The organism is Erythrobacter sp. S259 (genome assembly GCF_057364965.1).
In genome coordinates this window covers 288,981-309,379 of record NZ_CP200286.1, presented here as the reverse complement: position 1 = coordinate 309,379, position 20,399 = coordinate 288,981, and the positions used below count along the sequence as shown (strand labels likewise).

The 20,399-nt window shown below is 58.9% G+C and carries 15 protein-coding genes and 2 pseudogenes; 9 read left to right on the top strand and 8 right to left on the bottom strand.

The annotated features are described in order from the left end of the window. Window positions 1-90 precede the first annotated feature (90 nt). Window positions 91-1,464 carry a 30S ribosomal protein S12 methylthiotransferase RimO gene (gene rimO / locus AC0V60_RS01325; protein ID WP_486176760.1) on the top strand — a complete coding sequence of 458 codons (1,374 nt, stop codon included), beginning with the start codon at window positions 91-93 and terminating at the stop codon, window positions 1,462-1,464. On the opposite strand, the gene AC0V60_RS01320 is transcribed toward rimO, so the two are convergent. Beyond that, window positions 1,454-1,747, bottom strand: a complete 294-nt coding sequence (locus AC0V60_RS01320) for a hypothetical protein (protein ID WP_486176759.1) — start codon at window positions 1,745-1,747, stop codon at window positions 1,454-1,456. The genes rimO and AC0V60_RS01320 overlap by 11 nt on opposite strands. A 50-nt stretch (window positions 1,748-1,797) precedes the next feature. Between AC0V60_RS01320 and AC0V60_RS01315 the strand changes: the two genes are divergently transcribed. Next, a complete protein-coding gene (locus tag AC0V60_RS01315; RefSeq protein ID WP_486176758.1) occupies window positions 1,798-2,304 on the top strand; it encodes a transglutaminase-like domain-containing protein in 507 nt (168 codons plus the stop codon). 26 nt (window positions 2,305-2,330) lie between these two features. Here AC0V60_RS01315 and AC0V60_RS01310 read toward each other — a convergent pair whose 3' ends face one another. Then, window positions 2,331-3,374 carry a LacI family DNA-binding transcriptional regulator gene (locus AC0V60_RS01310; protein WP_486176757.1) on the bottom strand — a complete coding sequence of 348 codons (1,044 nt, stop codon included), beginning with the start codon at window positions 3,372-3,374 and terminating at the stop codon, window positions 2,331-2,333. Between the two features lie 156 nt (window positions 3,375-3,530). On the opposite strand from AC0V60_RS01310, the gene zwf reads away from it, so the two are divergent. From zwf to AC0V60_RS01285, 5 genes and pseudogenes are all read left to right on the top strand, one after another. Then, window positions 3,531-4,991 (top strand): glucose-6-phosphate dehydrogenase, encoded by a 1,461-nt coding sequence (gene zwf, locus AC0V60_RS01305; protein ID WP_486176756.1) that lies wholly within the window; start codon window positions 3,531-3,533, stop codon window positions 4,989-4,991. Then, complete coding sequence (gene edd / locus AC0V60_RS01300; RefSeq protein WP_486176755.1) at window positions 4,984-6,837, top strand: phosphogluconate dehydratase; 1,854 nt, start codon at window positions 4,984-4,986, stop codon at window positions 6,835-6,837. The genes zwf and edd overlap by 8 nt, the downstream gene beginning before the upstream one ends. Beyond that, the gene (locus AC0V60_RS01295; protein WP_486176754.1) at window positions 6,834-7,823 is read left to right on the top strand and encodes a glucokinase; all 990 of its coding nucleotides are present in this window, start codon (window positions 6,834-6,836) and stop codon (window positions 7,821-7,823) included. The genes edd and AC0V60_RS01295 overlap by 4 nt, the downstream gene beginning before the upstream one ends. Further along, window positions 7,820-10,593 (top strand): annotated as a pseudogene (locus AC0V60_RS01290) (phosphoenolpyruvate carboxylase). Before AC0V60_RS01295 ends, AC0V60_RS01290 begins: the two are co-directional and overlap by 4 nt. Before the next feature lie 167 nt (window positions 10,594-10,760). Continuing rightward, window positions 10,761-11,714 carry a L,D-transpeptidase family protein gene (locus AC0V60_RS01285; RefSeq protein WP_486176753.1) on the top strand — a complete coding sequence of 318 codons (954 nt, stop codon included), beginning with the start codon at window positions 10,761-10,763 and terminating at the stop codon, window positions 11,712-11,714. Here the strand turns inward: AC0V60_RS01285 and tilS are convergent. From tilS to AC0V60_RS01260, 5 genes are all read right to left on the bottom strand, one after another. Beyond that, complete coding sequence (gene tilS, locus AC0V60_RS01280) at window positions 11,711-12,757, bottom strand: tRNA lysidine(34) synthetase TilS (protein ID WP_486176752.1); 1,047 nt, start codon at window positions 12,755-12,757, stop codon at window positions 11,711-11,713. The two genes, AC0V60_RS01285 and tilS, sit on opposite strands and share 4 nt — an antisense overlap. A gap of 7 nt (window positions 12,758-12,764) precedes the next feature. After that, entirely contained in the window at window positions 12,765-13,805 is a 1,041-nt protein-coding gene (locus tag AC0V60_RS01275) for a tetratricopeptide repeat protein (RefSeq protein WP_486176751.1), read from the bottom strand. Window positions 13,806-14,021: 216 nt separating this feature from the next. Then, complete coding sequence (locus AC0V60_RS01270; protein ID WP_486176750.1) at window positions 14,022-14,861, bottom strand: helix-turn-helix domain-containing protein; 840 nt, start codon at window positions 14,859-14,861, stop codon at window positions 14,022-14,024. A 177-nt stretch (window positions 14,862-15,038) separates the two neighbouring features. Beyond that, on the bottom strand, window positions 15,039-17,321 hold the full coding sequence (gene ptsP / locus AC0V60_RS01265; RefSeq protein WP_486176749.1) for a phosphoenolpyruvate--protein phosphotransferase: 2,283 nt from the start codon (window positions 17,319-17,321) through the stop codon (window positions 15,039-15,041). Between the two features lie 155 nt (window positions 17,322-17,476). Beyond that, complete coding sequence (locus AC0V60_RS01260; protein WP_486176748.1) at window positions 17,477-17,656, bottom strand: YdcH family protein; 180 nt, start codon at window positions 17,654-17,656, stop codon at window positions 17,477-17,479. A 306-nt stretch (window positions 17,657-17,962) separates the two neighbouring features. Here AC0V60_RS01260 and AC0V60_RS01255 point away from each other — a divergent pair, with 306 nt between their 5' ends. Both AC0V60_RS01255 and AC0V60_RS01250 read left to right on the top strand, forming a co-directional pair. Then, window positions 17,963-18,160, top strand: a complete 198-nt coding sequence (locus AC0V60_RS01255; protein WP_486176747.1) for a YdcH family protein — start codon at window positions 17,963-17,965, stop codon at window positions 18,158-18,160. A gap of 215 nt (window positions 18,161-18,375) precedes the next feature. Then, window positions 18,376-18,839: pseudogene (locus tag AC0V60_RS01250) on the top strand (DUF1465 family protein). A 38-nt stretch (window positions 18,840-18,877) separates the two neighbouring features. Here AC0V60_RS01250 and glpK read toward each other — a convergent pair. Further along, complete coding sequence (glpK, locus tag AC0V60_RS01245) at window positions 18,878-20,350, bottom strand: glycerol kinase GlpK (RefSeq protein WP_486176746.1); 1,473 nt, start codon at window positions 20,348-20,350, stop codon at window positions 18,878-18,880. Between the last annotated feature and the right edge of the window lie 49 nt (window positions 20,351-20,399).

Here is a 20,399-nt window from a genome sequence, read left to right as displayed (position 1 = left end):
AAAACGTCCCCCGGACCCTTTCCTCTGCCGGTCGCAGGGCGCGGGAGGCTCTGGCGCTTCGAAAACAAGACGTGTACAGGCGCGCCAATCATGACTTCTGCAACCACATCCCTCCCAGACGCCAAGAAAGTCGGCATGGTCTCGCTCGGCTGCCCCAAGGCGTTGGTCGATTCTGAGCGTATCCTTACGCGCCTGCGCGCTGATGGCTATGCGATGAGCCCCGATTATGCGGGTGCGGATGTCGTGCTGGTCAACACTTGCGGCTTCCTCGACAGCGCCAAGGAAGAGAGCCTTGCTGCGATTGGTGAAGCCATCAGCGAGAACGGGCGGGTGATTGTTACAGGATGCATGGGCGAGGAGGCCGATGCGATCCGCGCCGCTCACCCACAGGTTTTGGCGGTAACGGGCGCACATCAATATGAGCAAGTGGTTGAGGCCGTGCATGAACACGCGCCCCCCAGCCAAGGGCCGTTTGTGGACCTGATCCCCCAGCCCGATGTGAAACTCACGCCGCGCCATTACAGCTATCTGAAGATTTCCGAAGGCTGCAATCACTCTTGTTCGTTCTGCATCATCCCAGACCTTCGTGGAAAGCTAGCCAGCCGCCGTATCGACGCAGTGCTGCGCGAGGCGGAGAAGTTGGTCGCGGCAGGCACCAAAGAGCTGTTGGTGATCAGCCAAGATACGAGCGCCTACGGCGTCGACACCAAGCATGACCCACGAGAGTGGAAGGGCCGCGAGGTCCGCGCTCATATGACCGACCTCGCCCGCGAGCTTGGCCAATTGCGCATCTCCGACAACCGCGCGCCGTGGGTTCGCCTCCACTATGTCTACCCCTACCCGCATGTCGACAATGTCATCCCGCTGATGGCTGAGGGGCTTTTGACCCCATATCTCGACATCCCATTCCAGCACGCCGCACCTAGCATTCTTAAATCCATGCGCCGTCCAGCGAACGAGGCAAAAGTGCTTGGCCGCATCAAAGCATGGCGTGACATCTGCCCTGATATTGCCATACGCTCCTCATTCGTTGTCGGCTTTCCAGGGGAGACGGACGCGGACTTCCAATACCTCCTCGAATGGCTCGAAGAGGCGCAATTAGACCGCGTGGGAGCTTTCCGCTTCGAACCTGTCGAGGGCGCGCGCGCCAACGACCTGCCAAATCCCGTGCCTGAGAGCCTTAAGGAAGAGCGTTACGCCCGGCTGATGGAAGTCACCGAGCGGATTAGCGCGGCCAAACTCACTGCAAAAGTGGGCCGCACTTTGCCGGTCATCATCGACGAGGTGGGCGAACCCGATGAGGACGGCGATATTGGTGCAACCGGACGATCTCAGGCTGACGCTCCGGAAATCGACGGCGCGGTCTACCTTCGCAATGTGCCTGAGGCATGTGCATCTGGTGACATCGTGGATGTTGCAATCGAAGACGCTGATGCACACGATCTTTTCGGCGTCATAATCTAGCGCCGTTTCGGCGTGACCTGTTTGCGGGGCCAGAGCAATGCTTATCGACATTCACACCCGGTTTTCGTTCGAGTTGGACCAGCCAACCGACGCCCTTTTGCAGTTTGAGGCCGCAGTCCTTGCCGACCAGAAGCTGCTGCGATCCGACACGCAATTGAGCAAGGCCGCTAATATAGCGCGCATTGCTGCGCATGATGATATTGGAGAGCGCCTCTGGGTCCGTGCTGAGGGCCGCTTCGATGTCGAATACACCGCCCGCGCCGAGTTGAACCGGGCGCGGCACGATCTGGGCGGTCTTGCAGCTCTCCCCCTCACAAATTGCCTGGAGAGGCGGTGCAGTACCTGTTCGATTCTCGCTATTGCTCATCCGACCAGTTTCACAATTTTGTCGATACCGAATTCTCCGGCACTTCGGGCGGAGCTCGAGTTTGTGCGATTTACAACTGGATTGCCGCCAATTTTGAATACACAGCCGGGGTGAGCGATCCGGGCACTGATGCAGCAGACAGTTTCATCCAGCGAAGGGGCGTCTGCCGCGATTATGCGCACGTACTGATAGCCCTTGCGCGCGCCTCGGCAATCCCGGCGCGCTATGTCACGTGCTACGCCCCCGGCGTCAATCCTCCCGATTTCCACGCCATCGCCGAGGTTTTTCTTGCAGACCCTGCCAGCAAGGGCAAAGGGGCCTGGCAATTGGTCGATGCAACCGGCATGGCCTCCTCGTATGATGCGGTGAAGATCGGTGTGGGCCGTGATGCAGCGGATGTGAGTTTCCTGACAACCTTCGGACCCAATCGTTTCGGCTCTCTGGAGGTCGAGGTGACAAGGTCATCGGATTAGCCCCCATTGGGGCACCGGCGTAAAGGTTAACTGCTTGCTCGAAGCACCATCTTCACCGGCACCCGCTGAACTTTTGGCAATTTGGTGCCATCGCTAAGAGCGCCCGCGACCGCTTCGACCAACATTCGCCCGGCCATATCGAGGTCCGGCTCGATAGTCGTGAGCGCTGGAGAGGTCATTTCGCTTGCCGGTATGCCGTCAAAACCCACCAGCCGCACATCGTCTGGAATGCTTTTGCCCGCTGCTTGCAATTCTTCGATCACACCAAACGCTAGCGCATCGCATACAGCAAACACGCCGTCGCAATTGTCATGCTGCGAGAGGAGTCTGCGGGCCGCCAAACGCCCTTCTTCGCGCCGATCACCTGCTGGCTCAATCTCGACAAGCTCAGCTTGGGCCCCATTGGCTCTTGCCCGCTGCAAAAACACCTCAGCGCGTTCGGCAAACTGGCGCTGGGGGCTGCCCAGCGAGCCGATGCAGACCAATTTCTTGGCCCCTTGCTGGGTCAAATGATCCGCCGCAGCTTTGGCACCCGCCTCGTTATCCGATAGCACCCGGTCAAGGTCGCCCAAAGGCGATCCCCAAAAAGCAACCGGCGCGCCTGTCGCTGACGCTGTTTCACCAACCCCTCGGAAGTAATCCCAAGCCGCCCGGTTGGCGGTCGTGCCGATAACAATAAGCCCCTCGGCCTGGCCCCGTTCGACATAATGGCCAAACAGCTTGTCTTTTTCTGCTTGGAGCGAAACCAAAACTTCAAGGCCTTGGTCCGCTGCCGCTGCGCAAATACCGCCCAGCAAAGCGTAAGAAAACGGGTTCACATCGCGCGCGCGCTCGCCCAGTTTGCAGATCACCACAACGGCCAAAGTGCCCGTATGCCCGCGCCTGAGCCGAGCAGCGCGTTCATCGACAAAATAGCCCATTTCACTGGCCGCGCTTATGACTTTTAGGCGCGTTGCTTCGCTGATGACGGCTGAGCCAGACAAGGCGCGGCTCACGGTTGACTGGCTCACGCCAGCACGCTCTGCCACATCAAAGCTGGTGACCCGCACGTTCCTGCGAAGATCGTCCACTGCCTGCACCCTTTTGCGAAAGTTGGTAATGCCATCCTTAATTTAGGCCTGCGCCTATTTGAATAGCTATGCAATCTATGGTCCACATCTAGCAGATACTGCTAAGGGGCGTAGGGCAATTTGTCAGATCATTGCCCGCTCCAAGGAGAAAAACACATGGCTGCATTCGAATTTGCTGCTGATCGGCTGCTTTTGTTTGGTGCAACCGGCGATTTGTCGCGGCGCAAATTGCTGCCTTCGCTGTGCGCGCTGGATGCCGATGGGTTGCTGCCTGGGGGCCTCAAAATCATCGGCACCGCACGAAGCGATCTTGATGACGCAGGCTTTCGCGATATGGCGCGCGCGGCTTTGGAAGAGTTCCTTCCCGCCGAGCGCCGAGGCGGAATGGCGGGATTTCTCAACCGGCTGTCCTATCAAGCGCTTGATGCGAGCACTTTGGACGGGTTTGATGATCTGGCCGCTAAAATCGAAGCTGCGGGTCCCTCTGATGGCGGCCTTGCAATTTTTCTGTCCACTGCGCCCAGACTGTTCGAGCCAACCATCGCAGGCTTGGAAAAAGCGGGGCTGACGGGTGAGAAGGTGCGCATGTGCCTCGAAAAGCCGCTGGGTACGGACCTCGATTCTTCGGCTGAGATCAATGACGCAGTGGCGGCCGCATTCCCGGAAGAGCGCATTTTCCGCATCGACCATTATCTGGGTAAGGAAACGGTGCAGAACCTCCTTGCACTGCGCTTTGCCAATATCCTGTTTGAGCCCATTTGGAACTCTAATGTGATCGAGCATGTGCAGATCACCGTGGCAGAGACCGTCGGGCTTGAAGGCCGGGTTGGCTTTTATAATGATGCGGGCGCTTTGAGGGATATGGTGCAGAACCATATGTTGCAATTGCTCGCGCTGGTGGCGATGGAGCCGCCGACCTCCTTCGATGCGACCGCCGTGCGCGATGAAAAGGTGAAAGTGCTGCGGGCGCTGCGTCAGGCCAGCGCTGGTGAAACTGTCACCGGCCAATACCGTGCGGGGGCAAGCGGCGGCGCGGCGGTGCCTGGCTATGACGAAGAACTGGGCGAGGCGTCAAACACCGAAACCTTCGTTGCGATCAAGGCGCATGTCGACAATTGGCGCTGGAAAGGTGTGCCCTTCTACATGCGCACCGGCAAGCGCCTGCCAGAGCGGGTGACCGAAATCCTGGTGCAATTTCGCAGTGTGCCGCACTCGATTTTCGAGGGCACAGGTGGCGGAGCGCTCCACCCCAACCGGCTGCTGATCGAAATTCAGCCCGATGAGAACATCACTTTGTCATTGATGGCCAAAGTGCCGGGGCTCGACGAAGACGGCGTGCGCCTGCGCGAAGTGCCATTGGCGATCACCATGCCCGACGCCTTTGCCGAAGCGCAGCGGCGCATTGCGTATGAGCGCCTCCTGCTCGACCTTATCAAAGGCGACCAAACGCTCTTCGTGCGCCGCGATGAAGTGGAGGCGCAGTGGAACTGGATCGACGGCATTCGCGCAAACTGGGAACAAGACGGCAAAAAGCCGCAAGGCTATATGGCGGGCACGTGGGGGCCTTCGGGCGCGGTGGCTTTGACAGAACGCGATGGAGTAAGCTGGCATGAGTAATCTCAATCCTGTCATCGAACGCGTAACGCAGCGCATTATCGAGCGCTCGAAGCCGTCGCGCGGCGCTTATCTGGAGCTAATGCAGCGCGAGGCGGACAGGCGGCCTGAGCGTTCGGCCGTATCGTGTTCGGTGCTAGCCCATGCTTTTGCCGGTGCTTTGGAAGACCAAGAGGCGCTCAAGAACAACCGCGGCCCAAATATTGGCATTGTGACGAGCTATAATGACATGCTCAGCGCCCACCAACCCTATGGCCGCTATCCCGACAGGATGAAGATTTACGCCCGGGAAAAGGGCGCGACATGTCAGGTCGCAGGCGCAACCCCGGCGATGTGCGACGGGGTGACACAGGGCGAGGATGGGATGGAGCTCTCGCTCTTCTCCAGAGACAATATCGCCATGGCGACCGGCGTTGCGCTCTCCCACCAGATGTATGACGGTGTGGCGTGTCTTGGAATCTGCGACAAGATCGTGCCGGGGCTCTTGATGGGCGCGTTACGGTTCGGGCACCTCCCCGCCTTGTTTGTGCCTTCTGGCCCGATGCCCAGCGGAATTTCCAACAGCCAGAAACAGGCGACGCGCCAGAAATATGCAAGCGGCGAAGTGGGCCGCGATGCTCTGCTTGAAAGCGAGCTTGCGTCATACCATTCACCGGGCACTTGCACCTTTTTCGGGACCGCCAACTCCAATCAGATGATGATGGAGATGATGGGCCTACACATTCCGGGCAGCGCTTTTGTGCAGCCGGGCACAAAGCTGCGCCAAGCGCTCGACCGTGCGGCGGTGCACCGTCTTGCTGAATTGTCGGGTACGACGGAGCGCACCCTTGCTCAAGTCGTCGATGAGAAGGCGATTGTGAACGCGGTTATCGGCCTCTTGGCCACCGGAGGTTCAACCAATCACGCGATTCACTTACCCGCCATGGCGCGCGCTGCTGGCATCGTGCTCGATTGGAGCGATATGGCTGAGCTTTCGAGCGCTGTCCCATTGCTCGCCCGTGTCTATCCCAATGGCTCTGGCGATGTAAATCAATTCCATGCAGCCGGCGGTATGGGCTATGTCATCAGCGAGTTGCTCGACGCAGGGCTTGCCCATGAGGACATTCTCACCGTTTGGGACGATGGGTTCGAGGCCTACACCAAAGAGCCGGTCGAAGATCAGCGCGCCGCGCCGCGCGAGGGAGAGGACGAAAGCAATCTCGTGGCAAAACGCGGGTTTGCCTATCGCCAGGTCACCGGAACACGTGACGACACCATGCTGCGCCCGGCCTCCGCCCCGTTCCAAGACGATGGCGGGATGAAGCTCCTCACCGGCAACCTTGGCCGCGCGTGTTTCAAATCCTCGGCGGTCGCCAAAGAGCGCTACACCATCACCGCCCCTGCCCGCGTGTTCCAAACACAAGAAGCGGTGAAAGCAGCCTTTCAAGCAGGCGAGCTCGACCGCGATGTTGTGGTAGTTGTGCGCTTCCAAGGGCCGCGCTCCAACGGAATGCCAGAACTCCACGGGCTCACCCCGTCACTGGGCGTGCTTCAAGACAAAGGCTTCAAGGTCGCACTGGTCACCGATGGGCGTATGTCAGGAGCTTCGGGCAAGGTGCCAGCTGCAATCCACTGCTCTCCAGAGGCGATGGACGGCGGGCCGCTGAGCCTTCTGCAGGACGGTGATGTAGTTACAGTGTGCGCCGAAAGCGGCACGCTAAGTACCGATGCCGACCTCAGCACGCGCACCCCCGCCTCCAACCCACCGCAAGAATGGGGTGTTGGCCGCGAGCTTTTCCGCATGATGCAATTGCAAGCGGACGAAGCAGAAAAAGGCGCATCGGCCATGCTGGTGGCAGCAGGGCTGTGAGTGGCAGCACACAAATTGTCACTGCTGATGTTGGCGGGACCCACGCCCGCTTTGCCATCGCAGACATTGCCGCAGGTGGCTCTATCACCCTTGGCGAGCCGGCCACCTTGCGCACGTCCGAATATGCAAGCTTTCAGACCGCGTGGGAGCGTTTTCGCGAGGTCCAAGGCGGCACGCTTCCTGACAAGCTCGCCATGGCCGTGGCGGCCAAGATCAAGCCTGACCTAATCCGCTTCACCAACAACCCGTGGGTGATCTATCCGCCCTTGATTGCGGAGCAATTGGGCGCGGGCGACCATGTGGTCATCAACGATTTCGAGGCGGTCGCTCACGCCGCAGCAATCGCTGGCAGCGACCAGTTCCTTCATCTCGCAGGCCCCGACGAGCCGCTGCCCGCCACCGGCACGATCAGTGTGCTTGGCCCAGGAACAGGTCTTGGCGTTGCGCATTTCAAGCGGCTTTCCCCCGCCCACTATCACGTGCAGGCAACCGAAGGCGGCCACGGTGATTTCGCGCCGCTCGACAGCATCGAAGACGCCATCCTCGCACGGCTTCGCCAGCGTCACACCCGCGTCTCAAACGAGCGCGTGGTCGCAGGTCCAGCCATCGTCGACATCTACGCCGCCCTTGCTGCGCTTGAAGGCCGCGCGATCATAGAAAAGACCGACGTTGAAATATGGACCGCAGGTACAAGCGGCAAAGACCCCCTCGCCGCCGCCGCCGTTGACCGTTTTTGCCTCGCGCTTGGTTCGGTTGCAGGCGATATCGCACTTGTCCAAGGCGCATCCGGCGTCGTTATCGCTGGCGGGCTTGGCTACCGTATTCGCGAGACGCTTCTTGCATCGGGCTTCGAAGATCGCTTTTGTGCCAAGGGGCGTTTTGCTTCGCTTATGGCGAGCCTTCCGGTCAAGCTTATCACCCATCCCCAGCCCGGCCTTCTCGGCGCGGCTGCCGCTTTTGCCCAAACAAATTTGGAGACCGAATGACCCTCCCCCTGAACACCGTCGATCATCTCTCCCAGCGCCTGCAAGAGCTCCATGCCCGCACGCGCGAGACCCCTTTGTTCAACCCCGTGTTTCAACTTGGGCTCGACTTATCACGCGGGCTTGAGGGCAGTTCACTCGATCTTGATGCGCTTGAAACTCTGGTCGAAGAGCTTGAGTGCAAGAGCCTCAACGCTCGCACCGCCAGGCTGCGTTCGTTGATCCAGCCCGACGCCCCTCAGACATTCGTAGCAGGTGATGCAGACGAAGACTTAGAGGCCTACCAAAAACGATGGGAAGCCCCCGCCTCCACGCGGTCTTCACGGCGCACCCGACCTTCCTGCTGACCCCTGCGCAGACAAACGCCGTCGCCCATGCAGCAAGCACTGGCACAGAAATCCACGCCTCGCCGGAGCTCAGCGGAGCGCAACGCCCGCAAGTGACACTTGAGTACGAACACGCCGAGGTCATGTCGGCGATTGCCCATGCGCAAGAAGCCCGCAACGCGATCGTGCGCGAGGTTTATGAACATGCTTTTGGTTGCTGGCCCGGCGAGTGGAAGGCGCTTCGCCCGATGCCGTTCCGGTTTGCCACATGGGTTGGCTATGACATGGACGGGCGCACCGATATTGCATGGTACACCTCAATCCGGTTCCGATTGTCCGAAAAGGCGCAGCGCCTGGCGCGCTATGCTGATGAACTTGCCGCGATTGATTCAGGGCATGCCCTCATCGCACGGCTCAAAACCGCAGGTGATCATGCCGCAAAGAGCGCTCAGGACTTTGCAGGCGACCTGTCCGCGCCCGAGGCTCTCTCCGATGCCGCAAACCGCCTGACCGCTGATGATCCGGCTAAACTCACGAGCCTTGAGGGGATTATCGCGCAGCTTGAGGAAGAGGCGCGAGGCGAAGAAAACAGCGCAAGAGCCGCCGATCTTCTCACCCTTGCCGCTGCTATGCGCGCCGATGGTTTGGGCATGGCGCATATCCACTTCCGCGTGAACGCCAAACAATTGCACAACGCGATCCGCATCCACTTGCATGAAAGTCCCGAGCTTGACCTTGCAAGCAAAGGCGCCGTTGCAACGCTGCGCCGGATGCTTGCGCAGGTGGAACCCAAACGCACGAACTTTGCCTCGCTCGCGATCGAAAGCTCGACCGCCACCCGGCAATTCCTCGCCATGGCTCAGATTTTGCAGCATGTAGACGCAGACACACCGATCCGCATGCTTATCGCTGAGTGCGAGCAACCCTCGACAGTGCTCGCCGCACTCTATCTCTCGAGGCTGTTCGGGATTGAGGGCAAGGTCGATGTCTCACCCCTGTTTGAAACCGAAGAGGCTCTGGAGCACGGTGGCCGCTTCCTCGAAGCATTGTGCAAGGAAGAGGCCTATCAGGAATATGCGCGCGGGCGGGGCCGTGTGTGCATTCAAACAGGCTTCTCCGATGCGGGGCGGTTCGTCGGGCAAATCCCGGCAAGTCTCGCCATCGAACGCCTCCAAGGCCGCCTTGCCCAAGCGATGGAGCGCAACAAGCTCACCGATGTCACAGCGCTCATCTTCAACACCCACGGCGAAAGCATGGGGCGCGGCGCCCACCCTTCCTCTTTTGCCGACCGGCTGACGTGGCCGCTCAGCCCGTGGGCGCGCAGCCGGTTTCATCGTCATGGCATTGGGCTTGAGGCCGAGGTAAGCTTCCAGGGGGGCGATGGCTATTTGCCTTTCGCAAACCCTACACTCGCCCGCGCAACGCTGACCCGGATCATAAACGATACGCCCGTGCCAGACGAAGTGTGCGACGACCCACTCTATAGCCGCACCGATTTAAGTCTCGATTTCTACCGCGCTATCCGCGCCCACCAACGTGCGCATTTGCGCAGCCAAACTTACTCCCGCGCCGTCACAGCCTTTGGTCTGGGGCTCCTCAATTCCACCGGCAGCCGCGTCTCGCGCCGTCAAAGCGACCTTAGCGCTGACCGCGATATGAACCTCAGGCAAATCCGAGCGATCCCGCACAATTCCATCCTTCAACAGCTGGGTTTCCCGGTCAACGTCATCGCCGGGATCGGCAGTGCAGCCGATGGAAACTACGAAGAATTGGCCGCGCTCCTCATCTCAAGCGAGCGCGGACAACAGCTCATGCGGCTCGCCCAAACATCGAATGCATTGGGAAGCATTAAGACCGTTGCTGCCTATGGCGAGCTGTTCAACTCTGCCTATTGGGCAAGCCGTCCTTACCGAGGGACAGAGCCGCATTTGTCGGGCGCGTGCGAGGTCCTGGCCGAATATCTGACGAAGGATGACCGCACCGGTGTCTACCGCCGCCTCGCCTCTCGCCTGCGCGTGGACACTCTCAAATTCCACCGGCTGCTGGACCATTTGCCAGCCGCAGAACGTGTTGCACTCAATCAGGACACGCGCCGCATGATCGGTGCCGCCCAATCCCTGCGTTTGGCACTGATGCAGTTCATCTTCCTGCGTGCCGTGTCAGTGCCGGTCTTCAGCCGGGCCAACGATATCAGCCGCGAGGATGTGCTGGAAATGGTGTTCTCGCTCCGGATTGACGATGCTTTGGCGCAAATGCGCCGGGCTTTCCCGGTGAAGTTCCCCTCGCCAAGCGATTTTGCGATGAACGCGCCTGCCGATTATCCCGACGCTGATACCGGGGGATACGGGGCGATTGCACGCGATTACATCGACCCGATTGAGCGTGCCTATGGCCTTATGCTGCGACTTTCCGTCGCCATCGCAAACCAGTTTGGAGCGCATGGATAGCAGTGAACTTTGGCACGCCAAAGGTCACAAAGCTTTACACGATCAGGCCTGCACATGTTAACATTTGCGGCCTATTGACGTCCCCGGAAGGGACGGTCACTTCTTAGTCACTAGCGGTTAAGGGCAAATAGCGGCATAATGGATGCATGATTAAGGGATTTCTTATTATGGCCTTCGGCAAACTTCGCCTTGCTACTGTCATTGGGCTTGTTGCGCTTACCGGCGGGGCAACTCTTGTCGTGGGACAACCGTCTGACGGTGATGTTGGCGAGGATGATCTGCGGTTTGCCCTCGATAATGAAGAGGTGATCCGCGCGATTGACCCGACAACTGGCGGAGATTCGCTGGTAATCGACCCATCGCTGCCAGAGCCTTACACTGGACCGAACGATGGCCTTCCTGAACTTCCTTCCGCATCACCGGAATTGACGCCTGCTACGCTGCAAGACGCGCCTGAGGGCGTAATTGACCCGCCTCGCGGGCCTGCTGCTCGCACGATCCCAGCACAAGCTGGTGATCTACCAGAGCTTCCGCCTGCACCTGCTGAGATCACGGCGCGTGCGATGGAGAACGCACCAACAACTGCGCCTCCAGTTTCGGCACCTACGCCTGCACCTGCGATTGCTCAGGCACCCAAGAAAAAGGCTTCCGAAGATCCTTTCGTGATCAACTCAATCCTGCCGATTGAGGGCACCATCCGTTACGGCGAATGGTTCTGGGACGAAAGCCGCGCTCCTGCAAAGGGCAAGCTGGTGATGACCGTCGACCTTGATGCGCGCGTAATCAGCGTTTTCCGTGATGGTCACGAAATTGGTACGGCGGTCGCCTTGCTGGGCACGACCAGCCACCCCACGCCTCTTGGTACGTTTCCAATCCTGACCAAGGAGAAGGACAACGTGTCGGAGAAATACGACAACGCTCCCATGCCATGGACCCTGCGTCTCACATGGGACGGCATTGCCATTCACGGTTCACCCGTTGCCAATGGCTTTGCCTCGCACGGCTGCATCGGGGTGCCGGATGAGTTCGCCGAGAAGCTCTTTGCCATTGCAAAGCGCGGCGACAAAGTGGTGATCACACGCGGCCAGATCGTCGGCGTGGGTGCAAAGCTGCTTAGCTAATGCACGCGCCTCGGCGGTTCCGGTGCGAACCGCCACACACGCATTTCAACACCGACCTTCGCGACTTTCTCGATGTCGCACCAGCAAAGCACACCGCCTAGAGACGCATTCTCACCGCGCCACAACCGGTCAGCGGCCCTACCCGCTTGGGTGCGGGTCACCCGCCCGCCAAGCTCGGCGACAATTCGCATGAGCGTCTCCACCTGAATGGCACGAGGGACATTGCAAAAATAACGGTATCGCGGGAGCCCATCGTGGCTTTCCTCAGCCGCCACCATCTCTTCCCAGTCGATTTGCGCATACCATTCAAGCGCGCGCCAACTCTCTGCCAAATGCTGCGCACTCGCTGCCAGAGCGTGAGCGCCGAGCCATTCGTGGTCGCGTAAATGTTGGCGCACACGGACCCTGTCGAAGGCGGGGTTGATGTTGGAGGGGTCGTTTGCAGGCGTGATGCCGCAAGCATCCACAACCGCTTCCAATTCCTCCTTGCGAAACCCCAGAAGCGGACGGCAAAGGGTCACATCTTCGTGCCCCGGAACAGTGCCAACCGCGCGCACACCGGCAAGGCCGGAAAGCCCGCTCCCCCTCGCAAGCCGCATCAACAAAGTCTCAGCGGCATCATCCATATGATGCGCCGTCGCAACCGCTCCTGCCCCATGCTCGCGCGCCCATGAACCAAGCGCATCATACCGTGCCTCTCGCGCCTTGGCCTGCACATTGCCTGAGGCAACTTTGACGGTGGCTTGAGTAAAAGGGACACTCAGAACAGAGCAGACGCGCGCAACCAAAGCGACCTCGTCGCCCGCCTCTTTGCGAAGGCCGTGATTTACGCTCATGACAGTGATTTCATGACGCATGGAGGCCGCAGCCAGGAGCAATAAGGCAAGGCTATCCGGGCCGCCCGATACAGCGAGACCAAGAGGCCCTTCGCGTTGGTCAACCGGCCACAGATGCGCAAGGGCGTCCTCAAAACGCTGAATCAGTTCCGGGTCAATTGCCTCAAGGTTAATCGCGGTATCAATGAGCGCCCCCTTTTGCCCCAAGCGGGGCTCAATTGTCGCAAGAGACCTTTTCGATATTGCTTTGATACTGGTTCGCGAGGCGCCCTGTCGCAATCGCAGGATAGGTCTCTCCGAATTCAGCCAAAGCGATACAAGCGCGGCGCGTATCGTCCATTGCAATCATGGATTGGGCCAGAAACAACAGGCTGTCAGGCGCGCGGCGGGCGGTACGGTCCGCCTGATAGTTGCGCAAGAACCAGCGCGCGGCCTCTTCTGGCTTACCATCGTCAAGGAACGCGCGGCCCAGCAAATTGCGGCCATATGTGATACGCGGATGGCTCGGGTACTTCTCTACGAATGACGCCAATTGCTGACGCGCTTCGGGAAAATATCCAGCATTCCACAGGCGAAAGCCATACGAATATTCGTCATCGCCCGCATCATCGGTTTGCGGTTTGGTGATCGCCTGAACGCCGGAAACCCGCTCAGCGCTTGGACCTGATGCGGCAGAAGTGCTGGGCGCTGTGTCCTGCGGAGTGCCGCCAGTGCCAGTATTGGTTTCCGCGCTCGTGCCGCCCCCTGTATCGGAACCAGAATCGGTCATCGCATCGAGATTGCTGTTTGTCGCCCCCCCGGTGATGCCCTCACTGCCCGGAACAGAGCGCGATGCGCCGCCGGTTTCAAGCGCAGTGATACGCGTATCGAGCGCCGACATCGCGTTGGCGTTTTCCTCGGTTTTTGCTGTCAACCGCTGGAGCTGAAGCTCCATTGCATCAAGCCGCGCCAAGATATCGGTCACCGCTGTGGTGGTTGGACGGGCGGAGGTGTTGGGCGTGGTTCGCGTTGGCGACGGGCCTGAATCGGGTGAGATAGAGGGCTCGAAGAAGCGCCCATCACCGCCTGGAAATACAGAGCGTTGCAGCGCGCGTATTTCAGCTTCAGCTTTGCGCAGACGTGCCTCGGTGTTGTCCTGCGCCATCGCAGGGATCGGGGTGGTCACGGTAACTGCCGCAGCGGTGAGAGCGGCCAATACCGGCGCAGCTCTGTTCGGGGCCTTTTTGAAAAGGGTGATTGCCGGGCTCAGTTTCATGACAGATCGTAGCTCCCTTATGATCATTCTTATGGTCATTGTTGCCAAAACGCTTTGGAGTGTGTGGCGCAGGGCAGATGAATACGGCCCGAATCCTGCCTAACCCCAGCCCCCAAGTCGAGCCCATGCTTTCACTAAACCGGGGAATGTACCGGGAATTGTGAGTTTCAGCAGGTGAACTGAGCTAACGAAAAGCGCGAAGTGACGCGGGGCACCTTATTGGCTAGCCACCTCAGCGTTCCTTGCAAGAAGCGCCTCGGCTGACACCTGCCCATCGCTTAGCGGGACCATTTCTGTCGCCAGAGGATCAACCGCCTGTCCGCCGATTGTAATGCTGAAGAAGTTAGGGCGGCCTGTGTTGATACGCGGGTCGTCTGCATCAAGCGGAACTTCGTATGTATCGCCGTTCACCATGACGCCCTCAAACAAGCGTTCACCGCCGTCCTCATAAAAACGAACCCAAGCCTCGTCGCCTGACATGGTAAGCACGACCTGACCCCCGGCTGCAGGCGCGCTTGCGGTTTCAGCGCTGGCCAGCTCTTCATCCGCGCCAGCGTCAACGGCTGCTTCAGCTTCATCAGCATCCGCAATGAGTGAGGGTAACTCAGCGCCCTGGCCAAAATACGTGCTGGCGAAGGCGATCACGCCCGCAGCAAGAAGCAGTGCAGCGATTGCCCCAAACCACGCGAGCCCACGCGAGGGTATCTTGGCGGCATCTCCCGGTTCCATCCCGCCCGCCATCATTGGTTGATGCAGCCCCCCTTCGGCAAGCTCCTCGCGCACGGCATCTGCGACCGATTTTTCATCAAGGCCAACGGTTTTTGCATAGCTGCGGGCAAAGCCGATCGCATATGTGCGCGAGGGCAGCGTATCGTACGCGCCTGCTTCAATCGCCTCAAGATGTCGGATCGGTATGCGAGTTTCCGCGGCGATGTGAGACAGTTCCATTCGGCGCGTATCGCGCGCGTTTCTCAACCGGTCACCAGCGCTCCCAACAGATGCATCTATTAAGTCTTCGGTGGCGGCTTCATCTGCCGTGTTGTTTTCGGTGTCCATCAACTCGCTTCACATTCGCGCCCAAGTGTTTTGTTTTGTTATGGCGCCATAGAAGCTTTGCGTTGGCAAGCGAGTCAAGGGATGGTGCGCGAAAACTTTGGCGACAAGGACGAATAGCGCCCGAATTTCGGCGGTCTGAGCCGTGTTTGAGACATAGCGATGATTCAAAACGCAGCTTTAGTCGATTTCAATTTCTCGCGCCTCCGCCCAAGCGCTCAATTCCTTGCGCAAATTGGTCTCTGGTTTGAAAAGCCACTGTGTCATTGCTTCGGTGATTTCAGCCAGATCGACCTTGCGCACCAACTCTTTGATCGGTCCGACTGCCGCTGGCGTAATCGAGAGGCGGCGATAACCAATTCCGAGCAACGCCAATGCCTCGAGCCGTCGGCCTCCCATTTCACCGCACACGCCTACATCCACCCCGCTTCCGACAGTCTCCCGCGAAACGCGGCGCAGAAACCGCAAGATAGGAATCGACAGCCAGTCATAGCGTTCTGCAAGCGCGGGGTTGCCTCTATCAGCTGCAAAGAGAAACTGCGTCAGATCATTGGTGCCGATCGACAGGAAGGAAAGACGTGGCAAGAGGAGGTCGAGCACCTCTGCCAGTGCAGGAACCTCAAGCATTGCGCCGAAATGGATCGCCTCGGGCACCGTTTTCTTCTTTGAGCGCAGAAAGGCGAGTTGTTCGTCAAACACCGCTTTTGCTGCGTCAAACTCCCACACTTCGCTGACCATCGGGAACATCACATAAAGCGAGCGTCCAGCGGCGGCTTCCAAAAGCGAGCGGGCCTGCGCTTTCATCAAACCTTCGCGTTCCAGCGCGAGGCGAAGCGCCCGCCAACCCATCGCGGGGTTTTCGTCCTGGCTGGCCATATCGGAGGCAAGATAGGGGACCGATTTGTCGCCGCCGATATCAACAGTGCGAAAAATCACTGGCTTGTCACCCGCCGCGTCGATCACATCGCGGTAAAGCTTCATCTGCCGCTCTCTTTGAGGCAAAGTGGCAGAGACGAGGAATTGGAACTCGGTCCGGAACAGTCCCACACCGTCTGCGCCCGTCATAGCAAGCGATCCAATGTCATCGCGAAGGCCTGCGTTCATCATCACCTGAATTCGGGTGCCGCATTTGGTGAAGGGCTCGACATCGCGCAGCTCAGCATAGGCGGCCTGCCGTTCTTTTGATTTGGCAAAACGCTGGGCAAAGGCTTCGGCCACAGGCGCTGCGGGACGAATTGTCGCCGTCGCAGCGGTCGCATCGAGCAGGATCTCATCGCCGTCGCGCACACACCCGCGAAGCCCGCCATTCCCATCGTTTGCGCGGCCAAGCACCGGCACACCCATGGCTCGCGCAACTATCACCACGTGCGCAGTGAGCGAGCCTTCTTCAAGGATCACGCCTTTCAATTTTCGGCGGTCGTATTCGAGCAATTCCGCAGGCCCCAGGTTGCGGGCAATCAGAATAGTATCCTTGCGAAGGCCCTGCTGTGCGGCGGTGCCAAGCTGGCCTGCGACAATACGAAGAAGCCTATTAGCAAGATCCTCAAGGTCATGCATCCGGTCAGCAAGCAGCGGATCATCAATCTCGCGCATGCGCATCCGGGTGTGTTGCTGAACCCGCTCGATCGCCGCTTCTGCGGTCAGGCCTGAATCAATCGCCTCATTGATACGCCGCGACCATCCTTCATCGTAGGCGAACATTTTATAGGTCGCGAGGACCTCCTCATGCTCGCCGCCAACACCAAAATCGGCCTGCGCAGAAAGACCGTCAATCTGCTCACGCATTTTGTCAAAAGCATTGTAGACGCGTTGCCGTTCCGCCTCGATATCATCGGCCACGACTTGCGTGATCTGCACACGCGGTTGGTGGAATGCGGCAACCCCGGCGGCAAGACCTTTGACCAGGGCCAGGCCATTGATAAGCTGCGGCCCAGACTGTTCACGGGTGAGACCCAGTGCCTCTTCCTCGTCAACCAATTCCGCATTGGTGATGAGCTCTGACAAGACCATTGCTGTGGTCTGCAACGCCTCGATCTCAACCGCCTCATAGCGTCGGGGATCGAGATGCTGGACACATAAGACGCCCACCGCCCGCTCACGGTAGACGATGGGAACCCCTGCAAAGGAGTGGAATTTCTCTTCGCCGGTTTCAGGCCGATACCGAAAGTCGGGATGAGCTTTGGCCTCTGCGAGGTTTAACGTTTCAGCCTTCTCCGCGATATTCCCGGTAAGACCCTCCCCGATAGCCATCCGGGTAACGTGCACCGCGCTTTTATTAAGGCCGCGGGTTGCGAAGAGTTCGAGCATACCCTCGCGCAAGAGATAGATCGAGCAGACCTCAGACGATAGGCTTTCGCCAATGATCTCGACCACATGATCAAGCTTTTCCTGCGCCCGCGCGCGCGAGGCCATCACATTGTGAAGGCGCGTGAGAATCTGGCGGGCTGCGTCAACGGCGGTCATTACAGGCTATGGCCTTAGCGCTCATAGGCGCAAACGCCAAGGTGAGCGCTCTGATTTAGGATAGTCGGCGCGGTAATCGCACAGAGCAGCACGTCAAAATGCATGACCTCAGCGCGCATCGCCTGCGTTAAAGGAAAGAAATCATGCGCCGCCGGTCAGCAGCGCGCGATCTCCTCCTTTATTTTAAGTTTCTGTCTTTTGATCGACTGGACCGCTGCCGCATCTGGAACTGGGCGAGCCATCTCTTCGCGGAGACGGGCTTCTAGCCCTGCGTGTTTGGTTTGGAGAGCATCCACATGGGTGGATGAGACGCCTGAAGAATGCGCGGTTGCCATATACTTGGTCTCCTATGTTGGTGTCGGGGGTTTGCCCCCGGTTGGCGACTCGATGCTGGGGCACGAGCAGCAGTCACGATAAAATCACATCTTGGGTGACTTGCAAAGTCCCCGCACCGATGTGAATCGACGACACCAAAGTTATCCAAGACTGGCCGTTCCACTTCAACCTGCGAAAAGCCCTTACGCAAAAGCCATGATAAACGAGGCCTTGCGATGCATCCACGAAGTCTTCATTGAAGCCGTGTGCGCCATACAGGCACTAGAATGACAATTGTAAAATTATGAACCGGGCTAAAGATAGTCATGAATGAGCAAGAGCTGCTGAAACGACTAGAGCTTTTAAAAACAGAGCACCGGGACCTTGATGCAGCAATTGCGGCATTGGTTGAGGCTGGAGCGAGCGATCAATTGCAGATTGCTCGCCTGAAAAAACGTAAGCTGCGCCTCAAGGATCAGATTGCGATCATCGAAGACACATTGTTGCCCGATATCATCGCGTAAAGCTTTGAAACAACTGGCAACGGGTTAAGCGCACGTCAGCGTTCGCAGGCGATTTATACGCCGAATTCCTTATGCGTAGCAATACCTAGAGGAACCACCTAATTGGCTAAGCATGGAAGGCTTATCGTCCCTGAACGAGACAAGCGAAAATCTTAGTGGGATAGTAACCTTAAGCCACTGGATTGCAGGGCCTTGCAAGAGTAGCGAATTAAGCGATGACGCAAGCAACGAATCTTTCGCGCCCGATTGTGGAAGCGCTTTACACCGAAGCACTCGTGCTCGCAGATGAGGTGCGAGCTGTGTTCGCGCGCGGCACGCATGAGCCAGAGATCGGCGAAGACACGATGACACGCCTCGCGCTGTCTACCGAGGGCCTGAAGACGACCACGCGCATGATGCATATCCTTGCATGGCTGCTCAATCAAAGAGCTTTTTTTCCGGTGAGCTTAGCGAAACGCAGGTGCGCCAGCACGGAACTTTGCCAGCGGACCGTCCTTCCGATGAGAAAGCGCTTGCCATTTTGGAGCCTGCGACATGCGATCTCATCGCTGAAAGCGAGCTTTTGCACCAGCGTATTTCGCGCCTTGATGACGCATGGCGTTCAGGGTTCGAAATGGCGTCTCCAGCCCGCGCTATCCACTCGCGGCTTAAACGTCGTTTGAGCGATCTCACCATGTAATCACTCAAGGGTTCGACAGCTCCGATGAAGCCCGGGACCTAAACAGCGCTTAGCGCCTTCTTCCATCGCGCAAGCCTGTCTTTACGCACCGCGCCGCTGAGAGTGGGTTCAAATGTGGTGAGCCCGCCGCGCATAGCATCCGCAGCGGACCCAATATCGGGATATAGACCTGCTCCAGTCGCAGCCAACATCGCTGTGCCAAGCGCAGTCGTCTCGACAAATTCGGGCCGCTCCACCGTGATGCCAAGCATGTCAGCAAGGTCCTGCGCCATCCAGTCGTTGGCCGACATGCCGCCGTCAATCCGCAAAGTCTGCCACCTTGTGCCGTCCGCTGCGAAGGCCTGCGCCAAATCGTGCGTCTGATGCGCCATCGCCTCGAGAGCCGCCCGCGCGATCTGCGCTTTACCGCTGGCAAAGCTGAGCCCCGTGATCACAGCGCGTGCGCCGGCGTTCCAATGCGGCGCGCCCAGCCCGGAAAGCGCCGGAACAATTGTGACGCCTCCGCTGTCGGGAATAGACCGTGCCAGCGCCTCGGTCTCGCTCGCGGCCCCCACTATGCCCAAACTGTCGCGAAGCCATTGGACGAGGCTGCCGGCAACAAAGACCGAGCCCTCGATCGCATAAGTCCGCTCGCCGTCGATCTGCATCAGCACAGTGCTCAGCAGGCGATTATCCGATTTGGGCATTTCTGCCCCCTGATTGGTGAGTACAAATGCGCCTGTTCCGTAAGTCGCTTTGGTTTCGCCCGGAGCAAAACAAGCCTGACCGATAGTCGCTGACTGCTGGTCTCCGGCAAGCCCTGTGATCGGGATTTCGCGCCCGAATAGCGAGGCGTCGGCCCGAGCCAGATCACCTGACATGTCGACAACCTTGGGAAGCGCGCCCATTGGCACTCCCAGCAATTCGCATAGGCCCTCATCGAACCCTGCATCCGCAAGCCCCATCAATAGCGTGCGGCTTGCATTGCTGGCATCGGTAATATGCGAGGCCCCGCCCGACAATTTGAAAGTGAGCCAGCTTTCCACCGTGCCAAACGCCAAAGTGCCAGCATCCGCCGCCGCGCGCACCGCAGGCACATGGTCGAGCATCCAGCGCATTTTGGTGCCCGAGAAATAGGGGTCCAGAAGAAGGCCGGTTTTGGCCTGCACATGAGGTTCATGTCCCGCAGCGCGCAGCTCCTCGCAAAATGGAGCTGTGCGCCGATCCTGCCAGACAATCGCCTTAGTCAGCGGCTGACCGCTTGCCTTATCCCACGCAACAACAGTCTCGCGCTGATTGGTGATGCCAATCCCCGCGATCATTGCCGCGCCGCCAGCCTTAGGGATCACACTTTGCACACACGTCAACGTCTTTGCCCAAATCTCTTGCGGCTCGTGTTCGACCCAGCCGTCTTGCGGATAATGCTGCGTCAGCTCTTCCTGAGCGCTCGCCACAAGCACGCCGTCGCTTGCAAATAGCATAGCGCGGGTGGAAGTGGTGCCTTCATCAAGGACAAGAACATAATCAGACATGGCGAACCCTTATCAAGCCTTGGTTCTTAGCCGCTTACCCACCCCTACT

Excerpts from the sequence above, each read along its gene's own strand:
- edd (WP_486176755.1), top strand. The coding sequence starts at position 4,984 with ATGAGTAATCTCAATCCTGTCATCGAACGCGTAACGCAGCGCATTATC.
- rimO (WP_486176760.1), top strand. The coding sequence starts at position 91 with ATGACTTCTGCAACCACATCCCTCCCAGACGCCAAGAAAGTCGGCATG.
- AC0V60_RS01260 (WP_486176748.1), bottom strand. The coding sequence starts at position 17,656 with ATGGCAACCGCGCATTCTTCAGGCGTCTCATCCACCCATGTGGATGCT.
- AC0V60_RS01285 (WP_486176753.1), top strand. The coding sequence starts at position 10,761 with ATGGCCTTCGGCAAACTTCGCCTTGCTACTGTCATTGGGCTTGTTGCG.
- AC0V60_RS01270 (WP_486176750.1), bottom strand. The coding sequence starts at position 14,861 with ATGGACACCGAAAACAACACGGCAGATGAAGCCGCCACCGAAGACTTA.
- AC0V60_RS01255 (WP_486176747.1), top strand. The coding sequence starts at position 17,963 with ATGAATGAGCAAGAGCTGCTGAAACGACTAGAGCTTTTAAAAACAGAG.
- ptsP (WP_486176749.1), bottom strand. The coding sequence starts at position 17,321 with ATGACCGCCGTTGACGCAGCCCGCCAGATTCTCACGCGCCTTCACAAT.
- zwf (WP_486176756.1), top strand. The coding sequence starts at position 3,531 with ATGGCTGCATTCGAATTTGCTGCTGATCGGCTGCTTTTGTTTGGTGCA.
- AC0V60_RS01275 (WP_486176751.1), bottom strand. The coding sequence starts at position 13,805 with ATGAAACTGAGCCCGGCAATCACCCTTTTCAAAAAGGCCCCGAACAGA.
- glpK (WP_486176746.1), bottom strand. The coding sequence starts at position 20,350 with ATGTCTGATTATGTTCTTGTCCTTGATGAAGGCACCACTTCCACCCGC.